The 19,883-nt window shown below is 69.2% G+C and carries 22 protein-coding genes, 1 tRNA gene and 1 pseudogene; 6 read left to right on the plus strand and 18 right to left on the minus strand.

Annotated features, from left to right (window positions below; translation table 11 throughout):
* Positions 1-117: 117 nt before the first annotated feature.
* Together ACIPUC_RS00665 and ACIPUC_RS00670 are read right to left on the minus strand one after the other, a co-directional pair.
* Positions 118-327: a hypothetical protein gene (locus ACIPUC_RS00665; protein WP_446585999.1), complete on the minus strand. Its 210-nt coding sequence runs from the start codon at positions 325-327 to the stop codon at positions 118-120.
* A gap of 39 nt (positions 328-366) precedes the next feature.
* Positions 367-741: a hypothetical protein gene (locus tag ACIPUC_RS00670; protein WP_446586000.1), complete on the minus strand. Its 375-nt coding sequence runs from the start codon at positions 739-741 to the stop codon at positions 367-369.
* Positions 742-1,158: 417 nt separating this feature from the next.
* On the opposite strand from ACIPUC_RS00670, the gene ACIPUC_RS00675 reads away from it, so the two are divergent.
* Both ACIPUC_RS00675 and ACIPUC_RS00680 read left to right on the plus strand, forming a co-directional pair.
* The gene (locus tag ACIPUC_RS00675; protein ID WP_446586001.1) at positions 1,159-1,446 is read left to right on the plus strand and encodes a hypothetical protein; all 288 of its coding nucleotides are present in this window, start codon (positions 1,159-1,161) and stop codon (positions 1,444-1,446) included.
* 760 nt (positions 1,447-2,206) lie between these two features.
* Positions 2,207-2,332 carry a hypothetical protein gene (locus ACIPUC_RS00680; RefSeq protein WP_446586002.1) on the plus strand — a complete coding sequence of 42 codons (126 nt, stop codon included), beginning with the start codon at positions 2,207-2,209 and terminating at the stop codon, positions 2,330-2,332.
* A gap of 4 nt (positions 2,333-2,336) precedes the next feature.
* Here the strand turns inward: ACIPUC_RS00680 and ACIPUC_RS00685 are convergent, their stop codons facing one another.
* On the minus strand, positions 2,337-3,098 hold the full coding sequence (locus ACIPUC_RS00685) for a maleylpyruvate isomerase family mycothiol-dependent enzyme (protein ID WP_446586003.1): 762 nt from the start codon (positions 3,096-3,098) through the stop codon (positions 2,337-2,339).
* A 388-nt stretch (positions 3,099-3,486) separates the two neighbouring features.
* Positions 3,487-3,927, minus strand: coding sequence for a GNAT family N-acetyltransferase (locus ACIPUC_RS00690; protein WP_446586004.1), 441 nt, complete (start codon positions 3,925-3,927; stop codon positions 3,487-3,489).
* Between the two features lie 783 nt (positions 3,928-4,710).
* Between ACIPUC_RS00690 and ACIPUC_RS00695 the strand changes: the two genes are divergently transcribed.
* Entirely contained in the window at positions 4,711-5,067 is a 357-nt protein-coding gene (locus tag ACIPUC_RS00695; RefSeq protein WP_446586005.1) for a hypothetical protein, read from the plus strand.
* A 1,095-nt stretch (positions 5,068-6,162) separates the two neighbouring features.
* Here the strand turns inward: ACIPUC_RS00695 and ACIPUC_RS00700 are convergent.
* From ACIPUC_RS00700 to ACIPUC_RS00715, 4 genes and pseudogenes are all read right to left on the minus strand, one after another.
* Positions 6,163-6,828 (minus strand): hypothetical protein, encoded by a 666-nt coding sequence (locus tag ACIPUC_RS00700; protein WP_446586006.1) that lies wholly within the window; start codon positions 6,826-6,828, stop codon positions 6,163-6,165.
* A gap of 286 nt (positions 6,829-7,114) precedes the next feature.
* Positions 7,115-7,291 carry a hypothetical protein gene (locus ACIPUC_RS00705; RefSeq protein ID WP_446586007.1) on the minus strand — a complete coding sequence of 59 codons (177 nt, stop codon included), beginning with the start codon at positions 7,289-7,291 and terminating at the stop codon, positions 7,115-7,117.
* A 537-nt stretch (positions 7,292-7,828) separates the two neighbouring features.
* Positions 7,829-7,921: pseudogene (locus ACIPUC_RS00710) on the minus strand (site-specific integrase); the annotation flags it as partial.
* A gap of 139 nt (positions 7,922-8,060) precedes the next feature.
* Positions 8,061-8,717 (minus strand): DUF4190 domain-containing protein, encoded by a 657-nt coding sequence (locus ACIPUC_RS00715; protein ID WP_446586008.1) that lies wholly within the window; start codon positions 8,715-8,717, stop codon positions 8,061-8,063.
* 736 nt (positions 8,718-9,453) lie between these two features.
* Between ACIPUC_RS00715 and ACIPUC_RS00720 the strand changes: the two genes are divergently transcribed.
* Positions 9,454-10,293 carry an aldo/keto reductase gene (locus tag ACIPUC_RS00720; RefSeq protein ID WP_446586009.1) on the plus strand — a complete coding sequence of 280 codons (840 nt, stop codon included), beginning with the start codon at positions 9,454-9,456 and terminating at the stop codon, positions 10,291-10,293.
* A gap of 191 nt (positions 10,294-10,484) precedes the next feature.
* On the opposite strand, the gene ACIPUC_RS00725 is transcribed toward ACIPUC_RS00720, so the two are convergent.
* The 4 genes from ACIPUC_RS00725 to ACIPUC_RS00740 form a co-directional block, all read right to left on the minus strand.
* Entirely contained in the window at positions 10,485-10,607 is a 123-nt protein-coding gene (locus tag ACIPUC_RS00725) for a hypothetical protein (protein WP_446586010.1), read from the minus strand.
* A gap of 99 nt (positions 10,608-10,706) precedes the next feature.
* Positions 10,707-11,255 carry an MOSC domain-containing protein gene (locus ACIPUC_RS00730; protein WP_446586011.1) on the minus strand — a complete coding sequence of 183 codons (549 nt, stop codon included), beginning with the start codon at positions 11,253-11,255 and terminating at the stop codon, positions 10,707-10,709.
* Complete coding sequence (locus tag ACIPUC_RS00735; protein WP_446586012.1) at positions 11,252-11,797, minus strand: Clp protease N-terminal domain-containing protein; 546 nt, start codon at positions 11,795-11,797, stop codon at positions 11,252-11,254. Before ACIPUC_RS00735 ends, ACIPUC_RS00730 begins: the two co-directional genes overlap by 4 nt.
* 2 nt (positions 11,798-11,799) lie before the next feature.
* A complete protein-coding gene (locus ACIPUC_RS00740) occupies positions 11,800-12,042 on the minus strand; it encodes a hypothetical protein (RefSeq protein WP_446586013.1) in 243 nt (80 codons plus the stop codon).
* A gap of 328 nt (positions 12,043-12,370) precedes the next feature.
* Between ACIPUC_RS00740 and ACIPUC_RS00745 the strand changes: the two genes are divergently transcribed.
* A complete protein-coding gene (locus ACIPUC_RS00745; protein WP_446586014.1) occupies positions 12,371-13,102 on the plus strand; it encodes a hypothetical protein in 732 nt (243 codons plus the stop codon).
* Between the two features lie 84 nt (positions 13,103-13,186).
* On the opposite strand, the gene ACIPUC_RS00750 is transcribed toward ACIPUC_RS00745, so the two are convergent.
* The 4 genes from ACIPUC_RS00750 to ACIPUC_RS00765 form a co-directional block, all read right to left on the minus strand.
* Positions 13,187-13,528: a hypothetical protein gene (locus tag ACIPUC_RS00750; RefSeq protein ID WP_446586015.1), complete on the minus strand. Its 342-nt coding sequence runs from the start codon at positions 13,526-13,528 to the stop codon at positions 13,187-13,189.
* A 314-nt stretch (positions 13,529-13,842) separates the two neighbouring features.
* Positions 13,843-14,241, minus strand: coding sequence for a tyrosine-type recombinase/integrase (locus ACIPUC_RS00755; RefSeq protein WP_446586016.1), 399 nt, complete (start codon positions 14,239-14,241; stop codon positions 13,843-13,845).
* Complete coding sequence (locus ACIPUC_RS00760; protein ID WP_446586017.1) at positions 14,241-14,912, minus strand: response regulator transcription factor; 672 nt, start codon at positions 14,910-14,912, stop codon at positions 14,241-14,243. Before ACIPUC_RS00760 ends, ACIPUC_RS00755 begins: the two co-directional genes overlap by 1 nt.
* 4 nt (positions 14,913-14,916) lie before the next feature.
* Complete coding sequence (locus ACIPUC_RS00765; RefSeq protein WP_446586018.1) at positions 14,917-16,071, minus strand: sensor histidine kinase; 1,155 nt, start codon at positions 16,069-16,071, stop codon at positions 14,917-14,919.
* A gap of 112 nt (positions 16,072-16,183) precedes the next feature.
* Here ACIPUC_RS00765 and ACIPUC_RS00770 point away from each other — a divergent pair, with 112 nt between their 5' ends.
* Positions 16,184-17,716 (plus strand): hypothetical protein, encoded by a 1,533-nt coding sequence (locus ACIPUC_RS00770; protein WP_446586019.1) that lies wholly within the window; start codon positions 16,184-16,186, stop codon positions 17,714-17,716.
* Between the two features lie 607 nt (positions 17,717-18,323).
* On the opposite strand, the gene ACIPUC_RS00775 is transcribed toward ACIPUC_RS00770, so the two are convergent.
* Both ACIPUC_RS00775 and ACIPUC_RS00780 read right to left on the minus strand, forming a co-directional pair.
* Positions 18,324-18,442, minus strand: a tRNA-Gly gene (locus ACIPUC_RS00775).
* A 389-nt stretch (positions 18,443-18,831) separates the two neighbouring features.
* The gene (locus ACIPUC_RS00780; protein ID WP_446586020.1) at positions 18,832-19,809 is read right to left on the minus strand and encodes an ArsR/SmtB family transcription factor; all 978 of its coding nucleotides are present in this window, start codon (positions 19,807-19,809) and stop codon (positions 18,832-18,834) included.
* Between the last annotated feature and the right edge of the window lie 74 nt (positions 19,810-19,883).

Genomic DNA, 19,883 nt, shown 5'->3' on the forward strand with positions numbered 1-19,883 from the left:
CCGGGCCCCCCCCTGTGACCCCCCCCCCCCGGGGGGGGGCGCGCGGGGGGGGGGGGGCCCCCCCCGGGGGGGGGGGGGGCCCCGCACTGCTGCGCCGGTCAACGGCTCCGCCAGGCTTTAGGACTCAGCCGCCGCGCGCAGGCTCATCACGTACATCTCGGAGTCGTCCTCGAACAGGGTCACCCGCTCAGCGCCACCATCGAGAAGCTCCTTCCACACCTCACCGATCCACGCCTCGGCGTCCCCCTGCGTCGTGAACTCCTCCGGCTCCACCGCAGGGGACGTCTCCGTGCCGTCGGCCTTCTCAAATCGCCACGACCAAGCCACGATTCTCCTCCACCCAAAGATCCACTGGTGCAGCCGAGACTAGCGGTGGATAACCGCGCACGGCTCGCCTTGCACGACGTTGAACTCCACGCACAGCTTCGTGCAGTGGGGGAAATTCTTCCCGCCCTTCCACTTCCACCCGACCGTGTACAGCTTGGTCAAGGCCGCCGTGACGGGGGTGGCGTCCCTCCACCCGGTCAGCTCGGAGCGGTACCCCTTCGGCATGTACGTGATCAGGCGGCCCCGTACCCCGGTCCCGTGGCCCTCCAGGTGGGCGCCAACGTCATCGACCCGCAAGCCCTTGCCGTAGACGGACAGCCCAACCTTGCCGTCACTGGCCTTCGCATCCGCGCGCGCGGGGGCGGCGACGGCCACCAGGGCCGCCGCCGTAAGCATGTGGATCGTCTTTCGCATGACCGGTCGACCTGGTGGAGGGCCAGATGGTCACCCGGCCCGGCCGACAGCTTCGGGTTCACGTCGCATAGCGCCGGTACACGCGGATCGGCCGCTCTGCCACGCACACCGCCCCGGTGCGGAGGATCAGCGTGCGGGTCGCCCCGTGCCGGTAGCGCAGGTCGGCAATCGGGACCAGCCAGCCCCGGCCAGGACGTAGTCGCCGATCCGGAGTTCATGGGGCGGGCAGTCCAGCGGTGCCGTTCCCGGCGGGATCGGCACCGTGGTCTGCGGGGCGGCCGGGTGCTCGCCCAGCGACGCGCACGCGGCGGTCCGGGCGATTCACTGGAAGCCGCCCGCGTCCATGAGCCGCAGCACCAGCGGCGACGGGTACCCCTTGACCACCTCGTCCCCGCGCCTCCCGCGGGGAATGAGTACATGTACACGGGCGCAGCCGACATCCAGCGCCGCGTCTCCGGCGAACTGGTCGTCATTCAGCAGCAGCTCGACAATCCGCGCCTGTGGTCGTCGAGAACAGTTTCCCCCACCCGAAAGCCGGTCACCGGTGCGCCTCCGGTATCCCCGACACCCTGCCGTCGGTCGCCGCGGCCCTGGCCGCCGCCGGTGGCCTCGCCCGCGTCACGGCCCTGCCGGCCGTCGAAGGCCCTGCTCGACCGCGTCGGCCTGGGCCTGCTCGACGACGCGAAGGGGACCGACGGCCGGTGACCCTCCCCAACCCTCCGAGACGGCCGCGGTGGCCGTCGAGCTGGAGCGGATCCGCGGCACGATGGAAACCGGTTTCGCTCCCGCGTCGACGGCGCGCTCGCCCTGCTCGTACACCGCAGCGCAGCGCAGCGAGCAAACCGACAAGTAGCTCGCCGACCATGAGGCCCGCTTCGACACCCTCGAACGCAACCGGTGGCCACTCCACAAGGTCGCCGCCCTGGTCGCCGCCCTCGACCTGCTGCTCGCCCTGTGGCAGGCCGGAGCAGCCCACTAAGCATGGCCTGTCTGCGTCCTCAGGATCGCCCTTCCGAGCGACATCGCGGCGCGCCCCGTGCGGGATTCACCAGGCAGAGGGAGAGCACGGTAAGGCTGTTCGGACGCACCCCTGCTCATGGAAGAGGATGAAATGGTTCTCGGCCCTACCCTTCCCCTTGGCCTTGGCATTGCCGGCATCCTCGGCCACATCATCGCAGCCCTGGGCTTGCTCCGTTAGATCAGAAGCAGGCCGGACGAACCACGCTCCCGTACGGCCTGAGTGGCCGTACGGGGGGCGCTTTCTCACGTTGCTTGGCACCTACACAGCAGGCCGCGGTGGTGGCGGAAACTGCTCAGGCCATACCGCCCGAACCGCGGTTCACCCTGCCGTTTCCACCAGCCCTTGTCCTCGACCGCGCCCACAACTCCGCTGCCTCGTTGGGCAGGACATGACGACCAGCTAAAGCCTGGTCGTGGCCATATCCCCTTCCTGGCTGATTCGGCAGTGCTTCGGGAGGCGCTCGGGCCCGAGCTGTACGAGGCCGTACTGGCCGTTCGCCGCGTGGAGGCGGAGCTGTTCGCGATGTTCACCGACGCGGACGTCATCGAGGCCGTCCGCTGGCGGTATTGACCGGCTACTCCTCGGGCTCCCAGGCGATCAGCTGCTCGAACACCTGCTTGTTGCCCTCGATCTTCAGGTCGCTCAGGGTGAGGCGGCCCCAGACGAAGAGGAGCAGCTGCTCAGCCGTGCCCGTGGCCGAAGCGGAGGCGGGCGCGGCGTCGTCCGTGAGGGGTGCGGGCCAGGCGCCGGTGCCGTCCAGCGTGAGGAGCCAGGAGCGGCCCTCGGTGGCGTGGTAGTGGATGGTGGCGGCCTCGTGCGGCCAGGCCGCCGGGGTGGAGTTGCAGGTGTCGAGAAACTCGGCCACGCCGTCGATCGCGGCGTCCGCCGGCATCGGCTGCACGGCGCCTGCGGCGAGCTGGGCGTCGTAGGTGTGCACCAGCACCTCGTGCACCCGGCGCCGGGCGACTCCCCAGGCATTGGCCGACGACACGCCGGCGCCCCACCACGCCCAGCACTCGCGCTTCGGGCCAGCCTCGCGCAGCGCACTCAGCAGCAGCTCGTTCGACTCGGAGTACCAGGCCAGCAGCGCCTCGAGCTCGCGGGGCACCTCCGCGGCATTCTTGGCCGGCGGAGCCTCGGCCGGGCCCGCGGCGACGATCGCGGCCCACCAGCGCTGGCCCGTACCCAGGTGCTGCACCAGATCGAACAACGTCCACTCGGGGCAGGACGGCACCGGCGCGTCAAGGCCGGGCGCGGCCGCAACCGCACTCCGGAACGCGGCCGACCGCTCGTCGATCAGTTGCAGCAGGGCGGAATACTCAAGACTCTCTGTCACATCGCTTATCCATCAACCCAGTTCAGCCGACCGCACCCTATTTTCCAGGCCGTCAGCTGCGGGAGTCAGAGCACCTGGTACAAAGCCTGGTCGTAGCCATATCCCCTTCCTGGCTGGCGCGTTGAACGATTCCTGGGGCAGGGGGAACGGTCCTCCGTGGATGGTGCCGGATGACCTGTCGGGGCGGATCGAGCCGTTGCTGCCGGTCAGGCAGCGGCGTCCGCGCCATCCCGGCCGGCTGCCACTGGACGACCGTGGTTGCCTGCAGGGCATCCTGCTTCGTGCTGCACACCGGGATCCAGTGGGAGTGGCTGCGGATCCGCGGAGTGACCGGTCGCTCCCATCACCGGCTGCGGCAGTTGTTCGCCGACCGGGGCTACGACTCTTCTTATGCCAGCTTCTTGAACATGTGGACATCCTCAGCTCCGCCTGGGATTCCCAAGGTCCGCCCGGTCTCGACATATCCGTGACGCTGGTAAAACCCCGGAGCCTGAAACGTGAAGGACGATACGCAGGCGCGGTCGCAGCCGCGCCGCCGCGCCTCTTCCTCGGCGGCCATCAGGATCTTCGATCCCCACCCGTCCATGCGGCTCTTCTCACGGATCCAGAGCATCTCGATACCGAGCAGCCCGCCCCACGTCCAAGCGGCAAGGCCCCCGATAAGCTCGCCGGCGTCATCGACATACTTCACGGACAGTGAATTTTGATCGGCTGCAGTGGTTCCTGTTGCCGGGAAATTGACCTCGTCCAGGCCTCGGGACAAGCGCTCGTTCAGCTCCGCGTCGGCCTGGCCGACACTCAACGTTCCACCGGTGTGATCATGTGCCATGCCGCAGAGTGTGACACGCAGGCCGCTGCCCCCGCGTCCGGATTCTGGTGCAGAGAAGGTGGCAGCGCGCACACGGTTCGGACTGGGAAGGAGCCCAGGTCGTGACAACCGAGGTGCGGGGAGTGGGGGTGCTCATGAGCGGGCTCCTCTCGGCTGGTGAAGAGGCTGCCCGTTAGGGAACTTGGACATCCTTCTGGTCCAGGCGATCGTGCCAGCCTTCGTCACCGCACCTCGGACGCCGCGAGCACATGGACGACACCCTCCAAGCCGTCGCGGTCTGCTCGCCCAGCAGCAGACCGCAGACCGGATCCCGGCTCGGCAGACGTGAGCACTGAAGCGGCACCGACGCCTTCGACGTCTCACCGCTAACCGTGCACGAGCTCGTTAGGTGGTGGGGAGGAGATCGGCGACGAGGACGGCGAATTCTTCCGCGAGGCGTACGGAATCAGCCCCACCGAGTTCCGCGCGCTGAGCGTCAACGATTCCTGCACCGAGCGTTCAGCGTGACGATCGATCCCGGCCTAGATTCGACGACGTCAGATCCCTGGTCGAGCGGCCTGTACGGCTGGATCCTGACGGTGCCAGTGCGCACGCGGGACGCGTCCTCGGAGTGTCGAAGCACTGACCACCGCAACGGAAAACCATGCTGAAAATGCCGACCCACCGCCCGACCTGCGGACGGACAAGCCCTCTCCAAACAGATCATCAAGCAGCCTTCCAGGCTATCCGATCAACACGCAAAATCGTCAATACTAGTCATTTGGGGGACTCGTGATAGGCACAATGAAGAAGATGCTCATGGGCGTGGCGGCCGCCGGTCTGGCCACAGCTTCCGTCGTCGGTACAGCCAGCACCGCAGCCGCCGGAACCAACGGCCAGCAGATCGTCTACCGCAACACACCGGGCGGCGTCCTCCCCTACTCGATCCGGATCACCGGGACAAACGAGAGGGGCCAGTCCGTTTCACAGTGCTTCTACACCGGCGGCAACGAGTGGACGAACCTCACCGGTTATTGGTGGGTCGGCAGCGTCTCCTACACCGCCTACTACAACTACAAGTGCACCGCTGCCGCGATGTATTCCGGCAGCATTTGGGTCCCGAAGGAGCGGACCGGCGACTGGGTGCAGATCACGACCTGAGGCTCCTTGGCGAAACCCGGAGGCCGCCGCGGCCTCGCCCAAGGCGTAGACCCGCGGCGGACCGACCTCTTACTGGAAGAATTGTGACGTCCTGGAGTACATCGACAGCGCGGGCGCCCGAAAATCCGGCACGAAGATCGAGAGGCCCGGTCACCTCATCGACCTCCTCGCCAACAGGGCATCCGGTGAGACCACCAAGTTCCAAGTCAGCCCCAACGGCAAGGTCCCGTCTACGTCGACATCACGATCAACTGACGCTGATGGGCGGCGGAAACCCGCCTCCGGCTGCACGCCGGCCACTCCGGAGCTGGCCTTCCGACATCGGCCTCGGCCTCGGACCAGCCTGGGCAGGAGCGCGCCTCGCCGCTGTCGGCACTGCCTGCGGGGCCGGCGCCCGCAACCGTCGCAGCCCCTGCAGCTGTCGCGGCGGCCCCGCCGAGGAGAAGCCGGTATCGGCACGACCCCAGCAGGTGACACGGCTGGTGCAGCAGGACGACCGCCCGCACACCCGGGTCCGAGTCGAATGGAAGAGGACGTCGTCGGCGAAGCCCAAGCAACCGCGTTCGACGGTTCGCGCTCCGAAGACCAAGCCGAAGGCGAAGAAGGTACGGCCGCCGGTGCCCTCGATTCCTCGGCGGTCACAGCCCAGCCCAGTGCCTGGGGAAGCTGGACATGGCCGAACTCTGCCGTGCCTCTCACGGCGTCACGAGTCCCGCGATCACGCAGTTCTGCGGGTCCTCGCTCTGGTAGCCGGACCCCTCGCCACTCAGCCGGACGGCTCGGCGCGACGGACACGGGCCAGGACGAACACCGTGTCTTCGGCCGGCGGCTGCGATGGCAGGGGGTCAGGATGTGGTCCGCCCTCGACTCCAACGTCCCAGCTGCGCGCCTCGACCAGGCCGTCCGCGTACAGACAGGGCCAGGACCGCGTCGTCGGGCAGTGCGATCTCGGCCGTCCGGAAGCGAAAGTCCCCGCCACCCCCGACGCCGAGCGGGAGTCCCCGACCGTCCCGACGGCGCCGCGCTGCGACAGGCGGCGCCACCTGCGAGCGAAAGCGGGTTCAGGCGCGCCATCGTCCGCGCGCCGTGTCCGCGTCAGTCTGCTGCAGGGGACTCGGCATCGGGGAAGCGGATGCTGGAGCGGACCCGCTCCTGGGTCTGGGCCACCGCCTTCTCCTTCGACCCGGCGCCGAGGGTGAGGACCTGAACGAGGTGGTCGCCGTCACCGATGTAACGGGTGAGGGCGACGGCGTGGTCGCCCCCGTCCTTCGGGACGAGACGCGCGTCGAGGACGGGACGTCCGTCGAGCGTGCTCTTCTTGACGTCCGTGATGGTGAGGGCGCTGCCGCCGAAGTCGTCCTCGAGCACCGCGAGGAAGGCCTTCAGGTAGTCGTCGAGGGGCCGCCGGCCGCCCGGTACGTCATGGACGATGAAGGCAACGATCCCTTCCGGGGTGTCCAGTTCGTACGCGCGCATGGTGACGGTCTCGCCGTCCACGGGCAGTTCGTCCTCCTCGAGCGTCGCCCTGCCCGGCAGGTCGGCCGTGATCCCGCTGGGGAGGTCCTTGGTCTCCATCCAGTCCCGGGCGGGTACGACGGTCTCGAGGGGATCGCGTCCTGCGGCGGTGGCGCTGTGCGATGTCGCCGCCGCGGGGAACGCCGGGGTGGAGGGCAGCAGACCTCCGCCCATCAGCGCCGTCGAAGCGGCGAGCACCAGGAGACACCGCGAGCGAGCGCGGCGGGGCTTGCGCAACGTTTCCATTGGTCAACCCTCGCAACGGGCCACACCTGGCGGGGCGGGCCGACCGCCATGGCCGGCGGAGCCTCTTCGGCAGATCAGAGGCCGCCTCCGCTCATCGTCACGCGCGTGCCAACGCCCCGCAAACCGGGCCGCGGGGGCTCGGTCGGCACCCGGCGCGGTGGGGCGGGGGCGGCCTGCCCTTCCCTCGACCTAACCACCGAGGAACCGCAGGCCCCGGTCAAGACCCGCCACTTCACCAGCTTCAGCCGCCGCCAAGGGATGTTGTCGCTGCCGAAGACACGGCGGATCAGTAGAGGTCGTACAGCAGCTCGGTCATCGCGTTGCGTGCGTCGACTGCTGCGGGAGCCTGTGGTCCGGCCGGGGGCGGGGCCGGCCCCTCGCGGGAGGGGCGAGTACGGGTGCTGCGGCTCGCCGAGAACATCGGCTTCCCCGTCACGGGGTCCTGGGCGACGGGGAGCCGCACACGGACTCCTTCGCCCTGGACCAGGTCGGCTGCATCCTGCTGTCCGCCCTGCGGGATTGGACGCGCGACTCCCCCACGACGGCCGTACTGGGCATCGCCCGCAGCATTCCGCTTCGGCCCGCACGGCCGTCAGGTCGAGCACCGGCTTGTCGTCCAGGCGGTCCGGCTCCGCATCGGGGTCGGTGTCCGGGAACGGCACGAGGAGCTGCTCGGGCATTGCGGCCTGCTGGTGTGCGGTGACGTCGCACATCGCCTGGCCCGTGCGGCGGGCGGTGCGCAGCTGGGCTGCGAGCATCGTGGAGGCGATGACCGCGCGGGTGTAGCGCAGCGGGACGCGGGGGATGTCCCACTCTCCCGTGTCCCGCGGCAGGTGGGGGCGTCAGGGTCGCGGGGGCCGGCCGGGGACGACTGTTCCGGGTCGGGTGCGGCCGTGGGGGGCCGCCGACGGGTGGGAGGTGGGTCGGCCAGGCCCAGGCGGGCGGTGTAGAGGCGCTCGTCCGACATGAGGCCGCGCATGGTCTTGGGTTCGGTGATGTTCGGGGCGAGCAGGCTGGTGAGGTCGGCGATCGCATCCGGGGGCGGCTTGAAGTAGCGGCGTACGTTCTCCGGCTTCTCGTGCCGGGGCCGGGCTTGCGGTGGACGCATGCCGCTGGTCGAGGTCGCTGACGGCTTTCGCTGCACCCGCCGCGGGGCCCGCCCGGCCCGACATTTCGAGACCATCACGCGCGTGACCGGTCAGCCCGTGCGCCGGATCCTCGGCTGAGGCGGCTCAGGAGCCGGTGGCGCGGACCGAGCCGGTGCTCGTGCCGCCGGGGTGGCCCAGGAAGCAGGTGACACGGCGGTCGTCGGCGTCCCAGTTGCCGGACCGCGGGTAGTAGTAGTAGGTCTCCAGGTTCGACGGAATCTTCGCGGCGCCGCCCACGTAGTCGTTGAGCGCCGCGCCTCCGCACCTCTCGTCGGCGATCGAGATGATCTTCTCCTTGCCCGGGTACGGCCCCTCTTCGAGGTCGAAGACGGCGTACGCCTCCCCCTCATGGGCCTGCTCGCAGGGCACGATGGTCACCGAGAAGGCGGCCTCTGCCTCTTCCTTGTCGGAATCCTTCAGATCCTTCAGGCTGTCATCCGTGTTGAAGCAGTCCCCGACGCGGATGTCCGCCACTTCGCTGGTGCCCGATTCGGTCACCTTGCCACTGCTGTCGCGCTCCGGGCCGTCCACGAGCACACCGGTGACCCCGACGGCCAGCGCGAGCAGCATGGCCGCACAGTTGATGGCGATGGCCGCGATGGCCAAGCCCCTGCCCTGCTCGCCGCGCTCGCGGATCTGTTTGAGGGCGATGAAGCCGAGGACCAGCGCGACGAGCGGGATGCAGGTGAGCGACAGGACGAACGCCACGATGGCCAGCACGTTGGTCTTCTGTGACGGCAACGGCCCCTGTGGCGGCGCGTTCCACCCCTGCGGCCCACCGTACGGACCGGGCTGCCCCGGCCGCCCGTACGGCCCCCACTGCGGATCGGGCTCGGGGGAAGACGGCGGTTGCGGAGGTCTGGACATGCGCGGACCCTCCTTGCACAGAGGATGAAACGCAACGAACAGCCGGCCGGTGGCTTTTGCCCCTCCTACGCTACGCCCGGCACCCGGGGGAGCGCCTGCGGACACCGGCTCGAACCGCATACACGTTCGAGTCCAGGCGGATGGCCGCTCGTACGTGTGTGCCGGGCGATGCGAAAGCTGGCGGAGCAGGGTCTGGCAGATACGAACGGCAAGCAGGGCAAGGAGCTGTCAGAGGCTTCCGCCGATTCCGAGCAACCTGTCCACGTTGTTGCCAACGGTGTGTGGGACCGCCAGGCCGAGGGCGTGCGCCAGCTCGCGCTGGCCGGTGACCGGATAGGGGTCCTGCACAACGACGGCAACGCGAGGCTCTCCATTGCGAACACCACCCCTCACGGCACCGCAGACGCGCCAGGCGGCGCAGCGGGAGTGTCACGGCGAGACGGGAAGTTCCGTACGCTGCCGGGCCGGGCTCGTCAGCGGCTTCCGCCGCCGGGGTGCCAGTTCGCTCAGGTACCTGTTGTTCCGATCGGTGGGCCCCTTGCCCGTGGACGCCTTTTCATGGCCAACTGGGCTGTTAGCGTTGCTGATTGAGCGAGGGGGAAGACAGTACGTGACATCGACTGCGTTTCGTATCGGCGGGGATCTGAAAGTACGGCGGCTGGGGTTCGGGGCGATGCACTTGCCGACGGAACCCGGTCCGGCCCGCGAGGCCTCTCTCGCGGTCGCCCGGCGGGCCGTCGAGCTGGGTGTCACGCTGATCGACACCGCGTATATGTATGGCGCGGGAGCCAATGAGGCACTTTTGGCTGAGGCCCTGCACCCTTATCCGGATGGACTGCTGATCACCACCAAGGTCGGCGTGGCGCGATCGGGCTCCTCAGGCGAGTGGAAGCTCGACGGGCGTCCGGCCGTGCTGCGGGAGCAGGTCGAGCATGCGCTCCGCCGACTGCGTGTCGAGCGGATCGAGCTTCTTCAACTGCACCGCATTGACCCCGAAACGCCGCTGGTCGACCAGGCCGGGACGCTGCGGGACCTGCAGGCTGAGGGCAAGATCGGCCGAATCGGGCTGTCCGAGGTCACTGCCGACGAGCTCAACCAGGCGCGGCAGATCGTCGAGGTCGTGAGCGTGCAGAACCGATATAGCCTGCTCGACCGTGAGCACGAGCCGGTGCTCAGGGCATGCGAAGCGGAAGGTATCGCGTTTCTGCCGTGGCGCCCCGTCGCCTGGGGGCAGTCAGGGGCGCAGGCCGAGGTCGCTGCCGTGGCGAGCGAGCTCGACGCCACCCCCACTCAGGTGGCGCTCGCCTGGCTCCTCGGCCACTCACCCGTCATCCTCCCCATCCCTGGCACTGCCAGGATCGATCACCTGGAGGAGAATCTCGTTGCGGAGCGTCTCGAAATGACTCCGGCGCATCGCGATCGCCTCGACCGTCTGTCCGAAGTGGCGTAGTGCTCCGCCCTTTCTGTCATGACCGAAGCCGGCAATCGACGAGATGCGCCTTCGTTCGCGGGATGAGCGGGGACTTCAAGACGCTTGAGCAACCCGGAGCTCAGTGTCGGGTGACGCCGGTTTCCTCGGGCAGCTGAGAAGTCGACGACAACCGGCGGGCGACCGCTGCTGCGCCAGTTACGGGGGCGGAGTCACCGCGCACGATGGTGACCGAGCAGGCCGCAGTGGTCCAGCAGGGGCCATCGCGCGAGCAGCCCGCACGCCAGGCCCGGGGTGCTGCGGCCCATCACCGACGCCCAGGTCGAAGAGGTCATCGTCCACACTCCGGAAGAGATACCGGCGGGCGGAACGCACCGATCCAAGCGGGCGCTGGCCCAGGGTGTCGTCCAGGTATGCAACGACCCAGCTGCTTCCTAGACGCGCTCCAGCGCGCGGTGCGGATGAGCTGGGAGTTCCACCACTACGGAGTCATCGGGACGGATGGTCCCGGTCTGGCGGACCACGGCCATGACGCCGCATTTGAAGGTGAACTCGTCGGAGAGCGGGTCCAGGGCGAACATCTCTCCCAGGAGACCTGTCCGGAAGTCGTTGATCTTCGAACACGGGTTGCGCAGTCCGGTCACCTCGACCACCGCTTCGGCTCCGAGCCGCAGCAGAGACCCGGTGGGCAGGCCGAGAAGGTCCACCCCTCGGGTGGTGATGTTCTCGCCCAGCCCGCCCGCTGACACGTCGAACCCCTTGAGCGCGAGTTCCTCGAAGAGTTCTTCGTGCATCAGGTGGACCTGGCGCAGGTTGGGCAGGTCCGGCTCGTAAGTCATGCGGAACTGGTGGCGGATCGTCGCGCCCGCGTGGACGTCCCCCTCCACACCGAGGCCGGCGAGCAGGGTGATGAACGGATGGTTGGGCTTGCTGAACGAGTACGAGGCGTTGCGGCTCACCGCGGTGATCCGGCCTGCGTTCACGGCCCCTCCGGCGCGGCCTGGGTGAGGACCGTCTCGCGCAGGGCTGCGGGGTCGACCTGGAGGGCGGCCAGGACCTTCAGGGCGTGGCCTTCAGGCACGGTCAGCAGGCCGAGCAGGATGTGTTCGGTGCCGAACCTGTCGCGGCCCAGTGCCTGGGCCTCGCCCAGGGTGTTCTCCAGTGCCTTGCGGGCCTCGGGGGTGTAGGCGGGCCTGGGGAACTGGAAGGCGCCGGGTCCGAAGGAGGTATCGGCCTGGCGTTGGATCTCCGCGACGTCGATGCCGATCGACGACAGGGCATCGCGTGCGGGCTGCCCGCCCACGGCGACGATCCCGGCCGCCTCCAGGACGCGCACGGTCTCCTGCCGGGCCCGCGCCAGGCCGATGTTCTGCCCGCGCAGCACGCCGGCGGCCGTCCCGCCCTCCGCGGCAAGCAGGCCGAGCAGGAGATGCTCGGTGCCGATGAAGTCGTGTCCCAGGGCGATCGCCTCGTCCTGGGAGGCCGCAACGGCCTGCTTCCCGCGATCGGTGAAGAACTCGAACACTGCTACTCCTCCATGCCCATGGCTTTGCGCCTGCCCGCGTGCTTTTCGTGCACCGACTGCCTACTGACGTTCAGGTGCGTGGCGATGCTCTGCCACGACCAGCCGTGCCGGCGGGCATTGTCGACGTGCAACCGCTCCAGCTCCTCCAGCAGACGGCGCAACGCGACGACGGCCTGCAAACCGACAGCGGGATCCTTGTCGGTGACCATTCCGGCCAGCGAGGCCGGGGTGTCCTCAGCTCCCATACCTGTCAGGCTGCCCTGACAGAGCCGGGCTGTCAAGGAACCCTGACAACCAGGAGGCGGCGGCCAACGACCCCACAAACGCCGGCTGTCGGCGCTCGACGCGAGGGCGGATCTCTTGAGATGAGCGCACGGCGAGCAAGCCCGTGTCACCCCGCCCTGCGCCGCTCAAACAAGGATCCCCTCTATCCCGTGACGCTCGGTGATCAGCACACCTACCTTGTGCCGGAACCTGAGAGGTGACGGCATCAAGGTCTCTGCAAAAGGCGGAAAGCCACGGGCAAGTCGGGCGTCGAGTCGTTGTCAGCGGCCCGGCCTATGCTGCTGACTCATGATCGAGAACAGGCTTGGTGCCTTGTTGGAAGCCGGATTCACCGACCGTCTGGACGAGCGCGACAGGATGCTGCTTGCACGCCGGGCTCTTCTCAAGTCCTGTTACGAGAAGCCCTCCCCGCTTCTCGCGGACAGTTGGTGGTTCGCGGTGCCAGGCGAGCGCTACGAGGGCCTGTTCACGGCCCTGGACCTGCACGACCGGTTCCCTGTCACGCTCGACGAAGGGGCAGAAGTCGTGCGGCTGCCGCACAGGCCAGGAGCGTTTCCGGTGTTCGTCACGCCGGAACTCGACGGCTGGCGGCTAATCATCGGGAACCTGGATGTCGCGGTCGGCGTCGACTGGGACGAGTGGATGAGCACGGTGGAACGGCTGAGCGCCCAGTGCGGCGAAGCGCAGATGTTCTTCGAGGACGAAGCGGGTGGATCGAACGTCTGGGTGGTCGCCGAGCATGGACGCATCCGGCGCCGGTATACGCGCGAGGACGATCCCGAGTGGGTCGGTGAGCCACTGCCGTGGGAGGACCTGCGCGTCGACGACGAGGACTTCGATCCGGAGTATGACGAGGCCGAGCCCAACGAGGGCACGGCGGACGCCAACACTGCTTGCAACCATCTGTCGGTGGATCCCACCCAGATCGGCGCCGACACCGAGATACGCGGCCACGGCTGGCTGGTGCTGACCGCACCGGGAGTCGGCCACAGGGACTTGGGCAGCCTAGTCCGCAGCTGAGGGCTGTCCGGCGGCTCTCGGTCTCCCAGAACCCCTGGAAGCGTCCACGCCGGCCACGGATGACCAGACCGGCGCCGGCGGCTGTCAGATGGCGTCCAGGAGCCAGGGCTCCAGGCCCGTCGTAGTGCGGATCAGGTGGGTGAGGGCTTCGTCGGAAGTGGCGGTGACGCCGGCGTGTCGCGTCGAGGCTGCCGTCAGGTAGCTGCCGGCGTCCCAGACGGCCAGCTGGCCGCGGCTCAGCCGGGCGGAGAGCTGATGCCCGCCGAATGCGTTGACTTGGGCTTGGCCGTTCTTCACCTCCAGGGTGCACGGGATCCAGGCACCATCGGCGTTGCTTTCGAGCTCCACGGGGATCGTGGTGTCCAGGTGGGCGGGCCAGCCGCGCAGCCGTACCGCCTCGGCCGGACGAGGATGCGCAGCATCCACGGGTGCCACGCCTCCGCCGTCGGCTGGTAGCGGTGGAGGTTGCCGAAACCGTGGTAACCCAACCCCGGCAATAGCAGCCCGCACCGGCCCGTCGGACCATGGCAAAGCCCCGGGACGGGGGGCGCCCCGGGCCGGTCGCGGCACCGCAAGGGGGAGCGGTTGTGCATCTGACGCGACGATTGGTCGACGTCAGACGGAATAAGCGATTCAGCAGCTGCCCGGTCACGGCCGCATGCAACCGGCGCGCGCCATCGCGGCCGCGACCGGTCAGCCGCTGGAGGGCTGTACGCCCTCGCCGAACCCCGGCACGTCGGCTACAGGGACGTCCAGGCGCAGTCGTACGAAGCCCAGTGGGTGTCTCCACACCCCGCGGTCGGTGGCGGTGTCGGCGCTGATCTCCGCCACCAGCTCGGGGGACGATCAGGACCCATGCCGCGCGGTGACGGCACCCGCTCGACCGCCGCCCGTACCCGCCTGGGGTCCGGGAACACGTACGGGGCCTGCGAGTCGATGCTCTTCTGCCCGAGCACCACCTGCACCTCATCCGGAGCACCGCCGGCGTCGGCAACGTTCGACGCGAACGCCCGGCGCGCCATGTGCGCGCCCAACCTCCGATCCAGGCCGGCCCGGACGCTGAGCCGTTCCAGCAGCTCCCCGATCGCCTCCGGCGACATCGGCTCACCCAGCGGCTCGCGGAAGAGATCAGGGTCCATCAGACGGTCGGAGCGTCGGTGATGCGATACCCCACGCCGGGCGTCGTCGTGATGACCGGCGGGCTGCCCAGCTTGCGGCGCAACCGGCCGATGGTGACGGTCACCGTGTTGGTGAACGGGTCGGCGTTCTCGTCCCACACTTGTTCCAGGAGATCCTCGGCGCTCAGGAAACCTGGACTGGCACGCAGCAGCGCCTCCAGGACGGCGAACTCCTTGGCGGAAAGCTCCTGCGGACGGCCGTCGCGGAGGGCGGTGCGGCGTACCGGGTCGAGTTCGAGACCGGCGGCACGCAGCGTGCGGGCCTGGGCGGTCGGCCTGCGGCGGGCCAAGGACCGAATGCGCAGGATCAGCTCCGGGAAGTGGAAGGGCTTGGCAAGGTAGTCGTCGGCTCCGAGGGTGAGACCGCTGACCCGGTCGCCGGGCGCCCCGGCCGCAGTCAGCATCAGCACCATTGCGCGGTCGTCCCGCTCGGTGATCATCTGGCAGAGCGTGTCGCCGTGGATGCCGGGCAGGTCGCGGTCGAGGACCACCACGTCGTACGCGTTCCGGTCGAGCTTGGCGGCGGCGGCCAGACCGTCATGCGCGACGTCGACGGCCATCCCCTGATCCCGCAGTCCCTCGGCGACGACCTCGGCGAGCGACCGCGCGTCCTCCACGACCAGAACCCTCACCGTGTCACCCTTCCGAACCGGCTGCCGACGGCAGCGCCGCCGCAACGCACAGGCCGCCCTCCGGCCGGGCCAGGAGGGAGAGGTGGCCTCCGTGCGCTGCGACGATCGCTGCGACGATCGACAGCCCCAGGCCGGAACTCCCTTCCGATCCCGTCCGGTCGGCGCCGAGCCGCTCGAACGGCTCCGTCAGCCGGTCCACCTGGCCCTGGTCGAGGACGCGCCCGCCGGTCTCGACCACGAGGCGTGCCTCGGTGTCGTCGTGCGCGGTGGAGATCCGGATCCAGCCGCTTTCCGGGTTGTGCACGATCGCGTTGTCGACCATGTTCTCCACCATCCGGGACAGCAGCGCCGGACTACCCCGCGTCCAGGCGTTCACCGGCACCTCGTCGTCGACGGTCAGCGTCTTCGCGGCAATGTCGGCGGCCCGGGCGGTCAGCGCCTCCCGCGCCAGCTTGCCGAGCGACACGGGGGTCCGGTCGGCGAGGGTGCCGTGCTGTGCCCGTGCAAGGACGAGGAAGCCGTCCAGCAGGTGATCCACCCGGTCGAGCTCGGTCCGCAACCGGCCGGCGAGCGCGACGGTCTGCGCCGCGGGCTCCGGTTTGGCCACGGCAACGTCCAGCGATGCCCGCATCGTCGCCAGCGGCGTACGCAGTTCGTGCGAGGCGTTGCCGACGAACCGGCGCTGCGCGACGAATGAGGCTTCGAGGCGTTCCAGAAGACCGTCGACCGTGTCGGCGAGCTCCTTGACCTCGTCGACGGGTCCGGCCACGGCGAGCCGCTGATGCAGGTTCTCCGCGGAGATCCGCCGTGTCGCCGCGGTGATCAGCCGCAGCGGGCGCAGGACCCGGCCGGCCAGGACCCGGCCGAGCAGGAGCGAGACGCCCACCATCACCACCAGCGCGATAAGAGAGCCGACCAGGAGCTGGCGGTTCTGCTGCGCATGCACGTCCGAGAGTTGCCTCTCCAGATCCCGGATCTGCTGCTCGGCGGCGGCGAGGTCGACCCGGCCGCTCGGGGGCTGTTCGGCGGCGACGCTGGTGATCCGGCCACCGGACATCAGGTAGGTCAGGGCGAGCAGTACGATTCCGGACCCGAGGAACCCCGTAGCGTACAAGATCGTGAATCGCCGTCCGACGGTCCCGCTCCGCAGCTTGCCCATGGTCCTCTTCCCGCTCAGTTCCGGTCGGACTCAGGATGCCCCGCCGCACCTAACAGCGACATGACAAGGGCCGTTCGGACCACGTTATGGCCGGTTCCGTAGAACCGAGTCCATGCTTACGACCAACGAACCACTCCGGCGGGAGTGGAGCAGATTCCGACGTCCGGGCCGGCTGATCGCGATGGCGGCCGCGGCTCTGGCCATCGTCACCCTCGGCCTGTTCTACGCGTTCGGCAACCACGCGTCCTGCGACGGCCCTTGCCCGGCCGAACCGACCGGGCCGGACGGCTCCCTCGTCAGCGATCAGTTCTACTTCCTGCATCGGGATCTGGGCGAGAACGGCAGCATCACGGTCCGGATGACGTCCATGACGGGCACGATCACCTACCCGCCGCCGAACCATGACCAGATCGTCCCGGGCCTGGTGCCGTGGGCGAAGGCCGGGATCATCATCAAGGACGGTGTCCGCCAGGGGTCCTCGTACGCGGCGTTGATGCTCACCGGCAGCCACGGCGTGCGGATGCAGTACGACTACCGTCATGACATCGCAGGCAGCGACGGCGGGGTCTCGGCCAAGTCGCCGCGCTGGCTGCGGCTGACGCGGTCGGGCGACACCATCACCGGCTACGAGTCCGCCGACGGCCAGCGGTGGGCGAAGGTCGGCACGGCGCAGCTGCCCGGGCTGCCCAAAACAGTGCAGGTCGGCCTGTTCGCCACCTCTCCCGGAGACCTTACGCTGCGGCCTGTCGGCCTCGGCGGCGCCACGGAACAAGTGCGCTTCACGCAGGCCAGCGGTGCCTTCGACAACGTCGACCTCAAGGGCGCACCCGCCGCTGACGGCTGGAGCAAAGACGCCGTCGGCGAGATGAACCGGAGCGACTGGGAGAAGTACCACAAGGCATCCGGGGCGGTGGAGGAGAACGGCACGATCACTGTCACCGGCATCGGCGACATCGGGCCGGGAGGTACCGAGGGTGGCGGCCGCCCGGTGGAGCGTACCCTCGGCGGCCTGCCCCTCGGACTGCTCATCGTGCTCGTGGTCGCCGTGCGGTTCGTCACCTGCGAGTTCCGCCGCGAACCCACGGGCGGCGCGCCAGTCACCCGCCGGGTGCTCACGGCGAAAGCGGTCGTCGTCGGAACCGTCACGTTCGTGACCGGTCTCCTCGCCGTGGGCATCGTGATACCGGTCGGCGTGGCGATCCTGAAGGGGAACGGGATCTCCGTCATCGCAGTGTCCGCGCTCACCGGAGTGCGGGTCGTCGTCGGTACGGCCGCCGTGCTCGCCCTCGCCGCCGTACTCGCGCTCGCGCTCGGCGCCCTGCTTCGGCGCGCCTGGCTCGCGACCCTCGTCGCCGTCCTGGCGATCGCGGTCCCGTACGTTGTGACTTCCTTCCCGCTGCTGGCCGACGGCCCGTCACAGTGGCTGCTGCGGCTCACTCCGGCCGCCGGCTTCGCCGCCCAGCAGACCCTCATCGAATATCCGCAGGTCATCGCCCACTACACGCCATCCGCCGGATACTTCCCGCTTCCGTGGTGGGCCGGGATCGCTGTGCTGTGTGCGTATGCGGTGATGCTTCTGGGGCTTGCTCTGAACCGCCTGCCGCAAAGCGGTGAACGGGCAGAGCAACCGGTGGACCACAGGTAACCCTTGACGGCGCAGGAGCCCGCGAGTTCCTGCGCCGTCGCGGGCTGCCGGAACGCGGCGACGTTGTGCTCATGAGCGGGTTCCTCTCGGCGGACGGCACTGTCGTGAACCGTTTCATGCGGCTGACGGGTCACATTGACCTTGGTCATCCAGCTGCGAATGCGGCCAGCAGGGTGTCCGCCCGGACTTCCAGTTCGGGCGTCAAAGTTCCCTTCACGGCCACCATGAGCTCGTCGCCGCCGACAGCGCGGGCAAGCCGAGCCTCGACCTGTCGATGCTCACCGACCAAGGGATACGAGTACCAGCCGTCGGGCCGCTCGTCGTCGGTCGCCCCGACCGCCAGGGCACCGTCTCCCAGTCGGTGCCGAAGCGCTCCCCGGTGGCCGCTCTGGCCCCGGGCGAAGGCGCGGCGCGCACAGGATCGCTCCGACTTCGCCGACGGCTGGCTGCACCGCATGTAGCTACACCCCTCGCGTAGCTGCGGCTCGGCACGGAGCAGCATTTCCGCCAGCCGTGGCTCTATTCACGGGTCGCGGCTCTGGCACAACTTCTGTGGACCCGGCGCGGTGCGGCAAGTCCGCGCGCTGGACCAAATCCAGGTCGGTTGCAGTGCCGACGGGATTTGAACCCGCGGACAGATGGAAGCAGGTCCGCTCCGTCTCCGTCAGTCGCCGCGGGAGGGACCTCGCCCACGGCGATCGCAATGGGCCGCTCTGCCACGGCACTGCAACCTGCGGGAATGCGCGCACCCCCGCTGCGACTCAGGGTAGAGACACCGTTCGCTGCGGACGAATCTTTATCCGGGAAGCCGGAGGCCACTGCCATGGGTCCACAGAAGTTGTGCCAGAGCCCGGGTCGGGGAGTCAGTTGATCACGGGTCTGGGAGGCACCCAGATGCGCGCTCAGGTGATGTTCACCAGTTTTGGAGTCCCTGCGGTTCTTGCCAGGACATCCTCGGGATGCTCCTGGCGTCGAGATCGGCACTCAGGGGGCTCGAGGTGCGGCGGAGGGGCTGCACTTGACGCCCTGCCGATCGGCTGGGCGGCCGTTGCTGCGACGGACGGACAGGAATGGTGCACACCGGGGCGTGCGGCAAGCGCGTCACCCTGCCCGGGTCAGCCGTCGGCGGTGCCGCCGGTCAGCAGCAGCTCCGCCAAGGGCGTTCGCGCGTGGTGCACCGAACGGCCTGTGCGCGTGGTTGTGAGGAGACCAGCGGCGCGTAGGGCCGATGCGTGGGCTGAGGCCGTGGCGTTGCTGACGCCGATGCGGCGGGCCAGTCCTGTGGTCGTACGTGCTTCGTCCAAGGAGCGCAGGAGCGCGAGCCGGGTGCGCCCGAGGACTCCCGCGAGGGGCTCGCCCGCTTGGCCGCCCCTCTCCGGGACGAGCGGCAGCCCCCGGCCTGCCGGGTAGGTGAGCACCGTCGGGCGGTCCGGCAGGTGCTGAACGAGCGGGTCGCGACGCCAGTGGAATGTCGGGCGCAGGATCATTCCCCGTCCCCCGAGGTGTATCTCTCGCACACCCCCGGCGCCCGGCCTGGGCCATTCCCAGACTCCGTCGCGCAGCCGTGACCCCGGTGCCAGGTCGGTCAGGGTGGCGCCGAGGCCATGTTCGGCGACGGCTAGGGCATGGCGGGTGAACTCCCGCCTGTGCAGGTCCTGGACCAGGGGCCAGACCGGCGCGATTACCGTCTCGTGGGCCGCCCGCTGTGCTCGGCCGAGTGTCCGCCAGGCGTCGGCGTCCCCGCCGTGCAGGGCACGGATCCATGGTGGGGCCGGTCGTCGCGCGTACACCTGTTCGATCCCGGCCCGCACGGACTCCGGGCGGGCGGCCCTGATCAGCGCGACCCCCTCGTCCAGCGTGTCGCCGAGGACATCGAGAAAGGCGGGGGCCAGCCCGTCCGGCACCAGGTCCGCGAGCGGTCCGACCGCGCTCGGCAGGCTCCGCAGCAGTCTGTTCCGCCAGCGCCCGAACAGCAGTTCCTCGTGCGGGGCGCCCAGCATCATCAGGGCAGCGTGCAGCTCGGGTACCGGCGAGGGCCGCGGCGCGAACCGTACCCGGGCGAAATCGTCCGCCGTGAAATGGATCCGGATCACGCACGTCTCCCTGTTCCAAGCAAGCCTTTCGGGCCCGGCCGCAAGCTTCGCCCCAGCACCGCGCCCGCCCCCAG

Source organism: Streptomyces sp. LARHCF249 (assembly GCF_052871255.1).

Excerpts from the sequence above, each read along its gene's own strand:
- ACIPUC_RS00765 (WP_446586018.1), bottom strand. The coding sequence starts at position 16,071 with ATGGGCAAGCTGCGGAGCGGGACCGTCGGACGGCGATTCACGATCTTG.
- ACIPUC_RS00745 (WP_446586014.1), top strand. The coding sequence starts at position 12,371 with ATGATCGAGAACAGGCTTGGTGCCTTGTTGGAAGCCGGATTCACCGAC.
- ACIPUC_RS00675 (WP_446586001.1), top strand. The coding sequence starts at position 1,159 with ATGTACACGGGCGCAGCCGACATCCAGCGCCGCGTCTCCGGCGAACTG.
- ACIPUC_RS00700 (WP_446586006.1), bottom strand. The coding sequence starts at position 6,828 with ATGGAAACGTTGCGCAAGCCCCGCCGCGCTCGCTCGCGGTGTCTCCTG.
- ACIPUC_RS00740 (WP_446586013.1), bottom strand. The coding sequence starts at position 12,042 with ATGGGAGCTGAGGACACCCCGGCCTCGCTGGCCGGAATGGTCACCGAC.
- ACIPUC_RS00695 (WP_446586005.1), top strand. The coding sequence starts at position 4,711 with ATGAAGAAGATGCTCATGGGCGTGGCGGCCGCCGGTCTGGCCACAGCT.
- ACIPUC_RS00670 (WP_446586000.1), bottom strand. The coding sequence starts at position 741 with ATGCGAAAGACGATCCACATGCTTACGGCGGCGGCCCTGGTGGCCGTC.
- ACIPUC_RS00770 (WP_446586019.1), top strand. The coding sequence starts at position 16,184 with ATGCTTACGACCAACGAACCACTCCGGCGGGAGTGGAGCAGATTCCGA.
- ACIPUC_RS00755 (WP_446586016.1), bottom strand. The coding sequence starts at position 14,241 with ATGGACCCTGATCTCTTCCGCGAGCCGCTGGGTGAGCCGATGTCGCCG.
- ACIPUC_RS00725 (WP_446586010.1), bottom strand. The coding sequence starts at position 10,607 with ATGACCTCTTCGACCTGGGCGTCGGTGATGGGCCGCAGCACCCCGGGC.
- ACIPUC_RS00690 (WP_446586004.1), bottom strand. The coding sequence starts at position 3,927 with ATGGCACATGATCACACCGGTGGAACGTTGAGTGTCGGCCAGGCCGAC.